The sequence below is a fragment of the Pseudomonas sp. PS01300 genome (assembly GCF_029960155.1).
Classification (GTDB): Bacteria; Pseudomonadota; Gammaproteobacteria; order Pseudomonadales; family Pseudomonadaceae; genus Aquipseudomonas; species Aquipseudomonas palmensis.
In genome coordinates this window covers 57416-63415 of sequence record NZ_JASCPN010000028.1, presented here as the reverse complement: position 1 = coordinate 63415, position 6000 = coordinate 57416, and the positions used below count along the sequence as shown (strand labels likewise).

The 6000-nt window shown below is 61.2% G+C and carries 5 protein-coding genes; 4 read left to right on the top strand and 1 reads right to left on the bottom strand.

Annotated elements, in window-relative coordinates:
• Positions 1–225 precede the first annotated feature (225 nt).
• Genes QMX96_RS15215 through QMX96_RS15205 form a run of 3 tightly spaced genes read left to right on the top strand, consistent with a single transcriptional unit; the run spans position 226 to position 3788 of the window.
• Positions 226–885, top strand: a complete 660-nt coding sequence (locus QMX96_RS15215) for a paraquat-inducible protein A (RefSeq protein ID WP_043860301.1) — start codon at positions 226–228, stop codon at positions 883–885.
• Positions 872–1495, top strand: coding sequence for a paraquat-inducible protein A (locus QMX96_RS15210; RefSeq protein ID WP_043860302.1), 624 nt, complete (start codon positions 872–874; stop codon positions 1493–1495). The genes QMX96_RS15215 and QMX96_RS15210 overlap by 14 nt, the downstream gene beginning before the upstream one ends.
• Positions 1488–3788: an MlaD family protein gene (locus tag QMX96_RS15205; RefSeq protein ID WP_043860303.1), complete on the top strand. Its 2301-nt coding sequence runs from the start codon at positions 1488–1490 to the stop codon at positions 3786–3788. Before QMX96_RS15210 ends, QMX96_RS15205 begins: the two co-directional genes overlap by 8 nt.
• A 143-nt stretch (positions 3789–3931) precedes the next feature.
• Here the strand turns inward: QMX96_RS15205 and rpsT are convergent, their stop codons facing one another.
• On the bottom strand, positions 3932–4210 hold the full coding sequence (gene rpsT, locus QMX96_RS15200) for a 30S ribosomal protein S20 (RefSeq protein WP_043860304.1): 279 nt from the start codon (positions 4208–4210) through the stop codon (positions 3932–3934).
• Between the two features lie 251 nt (positions 4211–4461).
• Between rpsT and murJ the strand changes: the two genes are divergently transcribed.
• Complete coding sequence (murJ, locus tag QMX96_RS15195) at positions 4462–6000, top strand: murein biosynthesis integral membrane protein MurJ (RefSeq protein WP_282362001.1); 1539 nt, start codon at positions 4462–4464, stop codon at positions 5998–6000.

The following is a 6000-nucleotide window of genomic DNA, read 5'->3' as shown; positions in this document are numbered from 1 at the left end:
AACTCAGTAGTGAAACGATGCATCGCCGATGGTAGTGTGGGGTTTCCCCATGTGAGAGTAGGTCATCGTCAAGATTAAATTCCGAAACCCCTATCTGCATCTGCAGGTAGGGGTTTTGTCTTTGTGGCCTGTTCTGCGGCAAAGCTGGCTCCTGCGCGGTTGTGCTCCCACAATTGGGGCAACGACACTAGAATAGGCCCCGACGTTTTTACTCAGAACCCTTCTATGCCCGACCCTGACGATCGCGATTCACTCGCAGGCTTGCCGCTGGATCAATTGGTGGCGTGCCACGAATGCGACCTGCTGCTGCGCAAGCCCGAGCTCAAGACGGATGAAAAAGCGCAATGCCCGCGCTGCGGCTATGAGTTGTACGCCCATCGGCACAATGTGGTCGAGCGCAGCCTGGCCCTGGTGCTGGCGGCCTTGCTGCTCTACGTGCCGGCGAACTTTCTGCCGATCATGCAACTCCATCTGTTGGGCCAGAACTCCGATGACACGGTGTGGAGCGGTGTGATCGGCCTGTACAACAGCGGCATGGGTGGCGTGGCGGTGGTGGTGTTCCTGTGCAGCATGGCCATTCCACTGCTCAAGCTGCTGTGTCAGCTGGTGGTGTTGCTGACCATCCGCTTGAACAGGGGCCGCAGCTACGGCCTGCTTCTTTACCGTTTTTATCACCACATGCGCGACTGGGGCATGCTTGAGGTCTACCTCATGGGCGTACTGGTCGCCATCGTCAAGCTGGTGGATATGGCCGAACTCAGCCTAGGGCTTGGCTTGCTGTGCTTTGTCAGTTTGTTGCTGGTTCAGGTCTGGCTGGAAGTGGTGATGTCCCCCCACCAGATCTGGGTAGCCTTGTCGGGAGAAGATGTGCATGCGGGCGATTGACGCAGGAATACTGATCTGTACCGAGTGTCATGAGCTCAACCGCCAGGAGGCGGACGCCAGCAGCCAGACCTGCACACGCTGCGGGGCGCTGGTGCATGCACGCCGGCCCAACAGCCTGGCCCGCACCTGGGCGCTGCTGATTACCGCGGCCATCCTGTACATACCGGCCAACGTGCTGCCGATCATGACGGTCAGCACCCTGGGGCAGGGCAGCCCCGACACCATCATGTCCGGCGTCATCACCCTGATGCAGCACGGCATGCTGCCGATCGCGGCCGTGGTGTTCATCGCCAGTATTCTGGTACCCACCTTCAAGCTGGTGGGCATCGCCCTGCTGTTGTACTCGGTGCAGCGCCACCAGCCGCTGTCGGCACGCCAGCGCATCGTGATGTATCGCTTCATCGAATTCATCGGCCGCTGGTCGATGCTGGATATCTTCGTCATCGCGATCCTGGTGGCGGTGGTGAATTTCGGCCGGATTGCCAGTGTCGAAGCCAACCTGGGGGCAGTCGCCTTTGCCAGTGTGGTGATTCTGACAATGCTTGCTGCAGTAACTTTCGATCCCCGACTGATTTGGGATAACACGGAGTCGGATGACGACCATGAGTGATTTGCCTACGGCTAAAACCCGCCCAGCTTCGAACTGGTCGGCCATCTGGATACTGCCCCTGATCGCATTGGTGATCGGTGGGTGGCTTGGCTGGCAGGCCTACCGTGAAGCGGGGGTGAACATCGAGGTACGCTTCGAGAGCGGCGAGGGTATCGTCGCCAACAAGACCGAGGTGGTCTACAAGGGCATGTCGGTGGGTAAGGTCAAGAGCCTGGTACTTGACGACAAAGGCCGCAACAAAGGTGTCATCGCCACCATCGAGATGAACCAGGTGGCCGAGGAGCACCTGCGCAAGAACACTCGCTTCTGGCTGGTCAAGCCAAACGTGAGCCTGGCCGGGATCACCGGGCTGGAGACGCTGGTATCAGGCAACTACATTGCCGTGAGCCCGGGCGATGGCGAGCCGAGCAAGCGTTTCAATGCGTTGAGCGAAGCACCGCCGATGTCCGACAGCGTGCCCGGCCTGCATCTGACCCTCAAGGCCGATCGCCTGGGGTCGCTCAACCGTGACAGCCCCGTGTTCTACAAGCAGATCCAGGTTGGCCGGGTGAAGAGCTACAGGCTCTCCGACGACCAGGGTACGGTCGAGATCAAGGTGTTCATCGAGCCGGGCTATGCTGACCTGGTGCGCAAGCACACGCGTTTCTGGAACGCCAGCGGCGTGAGCATCGATGCCAACCTGTCGGGCGTGAAGGTGCGCAGCGAGTCCCTGGCCAGCATCGTTGCCGGCGGTATCGCATTCGCTACCCCCGAGCACCGCAAGGACAGCCCGCCCACCGACCCGAACCTGCCGTTCCGTCTTTTCGAAGACTTCGACGCCGCCCAGGCGGGTATCCGGGTCAAGGTCAAGCTGAGCGACTTCGAGGGCCTGCAGGCGGGCCGTACGCCGGTCATGTACAAAGGTATACAGGTAGGTTCGCTGAAAGCCCTGAAGGTCGATGCCGACCTCTCCAGCGCCATGGCCGAGCTGACCCTGGACCCGCTGGCCGAGGACTACCTGGTCGAAGGCACCCAGTTCTGGGTGGTCAAGCCGTCGATCTCCCTGGCGGGTATCACCGGCCTGGAGGCGTTGGTAAAGGGCAACTACATTGCTATTCGCCCCGGCGACAAGGGCGCCTCGCCTCAGCGTGAATTTGAAGCCCGGGCCAAGGCCCCGCCCCTCGATCTGAAGGCGCCCGGCCTGCACCTTGTGCTGTTCAGCGACAACCTGGGCTCGCTCGAGGTTGGCAGCCCGATCCTGTATCGGCAGGTAAAGGTGGGTAGCGTGCAAAGCTACCAGTTCTCCAGGAAGCAGCAACGCCTGCTGATTGGCGTGCACATCGAGCCCGAGTACGCCAACCTGGTCAATGGTTCGACGCGTTTCTGGAACGCCAGCGGCATTACCCTGACTGGCGGCCTGTCGGGCATCCAGATCAAGAGCGAGTCGCTGCAGAGCCTGATGGCCGGTGGCATCGCCTTCGATACGCCGAAACAGAATGTACCGCTCAAGCGTCGTATCCCCACCTTCCGCCTGCTGGCCAACCAGGAAGCGGCGGATCGCAAGGGCACCAGCATCACCATCAAGGTGGACCGTGCGGACGGCCTCAAGGTCGGCACCCCCATACGCTTCAAGGGGCTGGATGTCGGCAAGGTCGAAGCGGTGGACCTGGCGGAGGACCTGCAGTCGGTGACGCTCAAGGCGCAGATCACCGAGGTGCCCGAGCGTATTGCGCGTGTGGGCACGCAGTTCTGGGTAGTCAAGCCGGCGCTGGGTATCGTCAAGACGGCCAACCTGGAGACGCTGGTCACCGGTCAGTACCTTGAAGTGCAACCGGCGGCGAAGAATCAGGGCCCGCAGCGCAACTTCGTGGCCTTGCCCGAGCCACCGGACCTGACCGCTCGCGAGGCTGGCCTGCCGGTGGTGCTCAGCGCTGCTCGACGCGGGTCGATCAAGGTCGGTGTGCCGGTCACCTACCGTGAAGTGCCGGTGGGCAAGGTTACGGGGTACGAACTGGGGCAGACAGCGGATCGCGTGCTGATCCATATCCTGATCGAGCCACGCTACGCCTCGCTTGTGCGCGGTGGCAGCCGTTTCTGGAACAGCAGTGGCTTCGGCTTCGATATCGGCCTGTTCAAGGGCGCTACGGTGCGTACCGAGTCACTGGAGACCCTGATCGAGGGTGGCATTGCCTTCGCCACGCCAGACGGCGACAAGATGGGCAACGCAGCGTTGCCGCAGCAGACCTTTGCCCTGTTCGACAAGGCCGAGGACGAATGGCTGCAATGGGCGCCGAAGATCCCGCTCGGCAAGTAGGCAAGGCATAGCCCTTCGCCGACCAGGCCGTCTCCTGCAGGAGTCAGCCTGGTCGGCGAAGGGAGCGGCCCTGTCTTCCCGCCATCATCAAATCGCAGGCAATAAAAAACCGACCCTAGGGTCGGTTTTTTAACAAGCGTCGCTTAGGCAGCTGCAGCAATCTTCAGTGCCTTGATGTGGCCATTCAGACGGCCTTTATGGCGAGCAGCCTTGTTCTTGTGGATGATGCCTTTATCGGCCATACGGTCGATAACTGGAACAGCCAGGATGTAAGCAGCTTGCGCTTTTTCGGCGTCTTTTGCGTCGATGGCCTTGACTACATTCTTGATGTAGGTGCGAACCATGGAACGCAGGCTGGCGTTGTGGCTGCGACGCTTCTCAGCCTGTTTTGCACGTTTTTTGGCGGAAGGTGAGTTGGCCACCGTCGAGCTCCTCGAAAGACTTGGTAAATAGCAAACAAAATAGGCCGCGAATCATGCCGATGAGTTGATCGGTTGTCAAGGGCGCTTGTTAGGTTCCGCTGAGCGGTCGATTCGCTGGAGGGGATGATTCCCTTCTGGCGCATGACCTGTAAACTCGGGAGTTTTGCTCTGTCTGCTTTGCGCGGCGGAGTATCGCATACTTGGATGCCGTTTAGGCCTCTCCTTCATCCATATGGCATGAAAATCTTTCGATGAATCTCCTCAAGTCCCTGGCTGCAGTCAGTTCCATCACCATGGTGTCGCGCGTGCTGGGCTTTGTCCGCGATACCATCCTGGCGCGCATCTTCGGCGCCGGTGTTGCCACCGACGCCTTTTTCATTGCCTTCAAGCTGCCCAACCTGCTGCGGCGAATCTTTGCCGAGGGGGCGTTTTCTCAGGCGTTCGTGCCGATCCTGGCCGAATACAAAAGCCAGCAGGGCGAGGAGGCGACCCGCACCTTCGTGGCCTATGTCGCCGGCCTGCTGACCCTGGTGCTGGCGGTGGTCACGGCGCTGGGGATCCTGGCCGCACCCTGGGTGGTGTGGGTCACCGCGCCGGGCTTCGTCGACAGCGCCGAGAAGTTCGAGCTGACCACCGACCTGCTGCGTGTGACCTTTCCTTATATATTGCTGATCTCGCTGTCGTCCCTGGCGGGCGCCATCCTCAACACCTGGAACCGCTTCTCGGTACCGGCCTTCGTGCCGACCCTGCTCAACGTCGCGATGATCTTCTTCGCGCTGTTCCTCACCCCGTACTTCGATCCGCCGGTGATGGCCCTGGGCTGGGCGGTACTGGCCGGCGGCCTGTTGCAGCTGCTGTACCAGCTGCCGCACCTCAAAAAGATCGGCATGCTCGTGCTGCCCCGCCTGAACCTGCGCGATACCGGAGTATGGCGCGTGCTCAAGCAGATGCTGCCAGCCATCCTCGGGGTGTCGGTAAGCCAGATCTCGCTGATCATCAACACCATCTTCGCCTCGTTTCTGGTGGCCGGCTCGGTGTCGTGGATGTACTACGCCGACCGCCTGATGGAGCTGCCCTCCGGGGTGCTGGGCGTGGCGCTGGGCACCATCCTGCTGCCGACCCTGGCCAAGACCTACGCCAGCAAGGATCGCCACGAGTATTCGCGCATCCTCGACTGGGGCCTGCGCCTGTGCTTCTTGCTGGTGTTGCCTTGCACCTTTGCCCTGGCAATTTTGTCCGAGCCACTGACGGTGGCCCTGTTCCAGTACGGCAAGTTCACCGCCTTCGATGCCGCCATGACCCAGCGCGCGCTGATCGCCTACTCGGTCGGCCTGCTCGGCATCATCCTGGTCAAGGTGCTCGCCCCTGGCTTCTATGCCCAGCAGAACATCCGTACACCGGTAAAGATCGCCATCTTCACCCTGGTGGCCACGCAACTGCTCAACCTGGTGTTCATCGGCTACCTGCAGCATGCCGGGCTGGCCCTGGCGATCAGTGTCGGCGCCTGCCTCAATGCCGGCCTGCTGTACTGGAAGCTGCGCCAGCAGAACCTGTTCGAGCCGCAGCCGGGCTGGACCGCCTACCTGCTCAAGTTGCTGGTGGCCGTACTGCTGATGGCCGCTGTGCTGGTGGCAGGCATGTGGTACATGCCTGCCTGGGAGCAGGGGCACATGCTCGAGCGGTTCCTGCGCCTGGGCGTACTGATTGGCGCAGGCGTGGTGACCTATTTCGGTTGCCTGTACCTGTTTGGTTTTCGTCCACGGGACTTCGCCCGCAAGGCGCTGCACTGA

Bases quoted from the DNA above. Each gene is read 5' to 3' on its own strand.
- murJ (WP_282362001.1), top strand. From the start codon at position 4,462: ATGAATCTCCTCAAGTCCCTGGCTGCAGTCAGTTCCATCACCATGGTG.
- QMX96_RS15210 (WP_043860302.1), top strand. From the start codon at position 872: ATGCGGGCGATTGACGCAGGAATACTGATCTGTACCGAGTGTCATGAG.
- QMX96_RS15205 (WP_043860303.1), top strand. From the start codon at position 1,488: ATGAGTGATTTGCCTACGGCTAAAACCCGCCCAGCTTCGAACTGGTCG.
- QMX96_RS15215 (WP_043860301.1), top strand. From the start codon at position 226: ATGCCCGACCCTGACGATCGCGATTCACTCGCAGGCTTGCCGCTGGAT.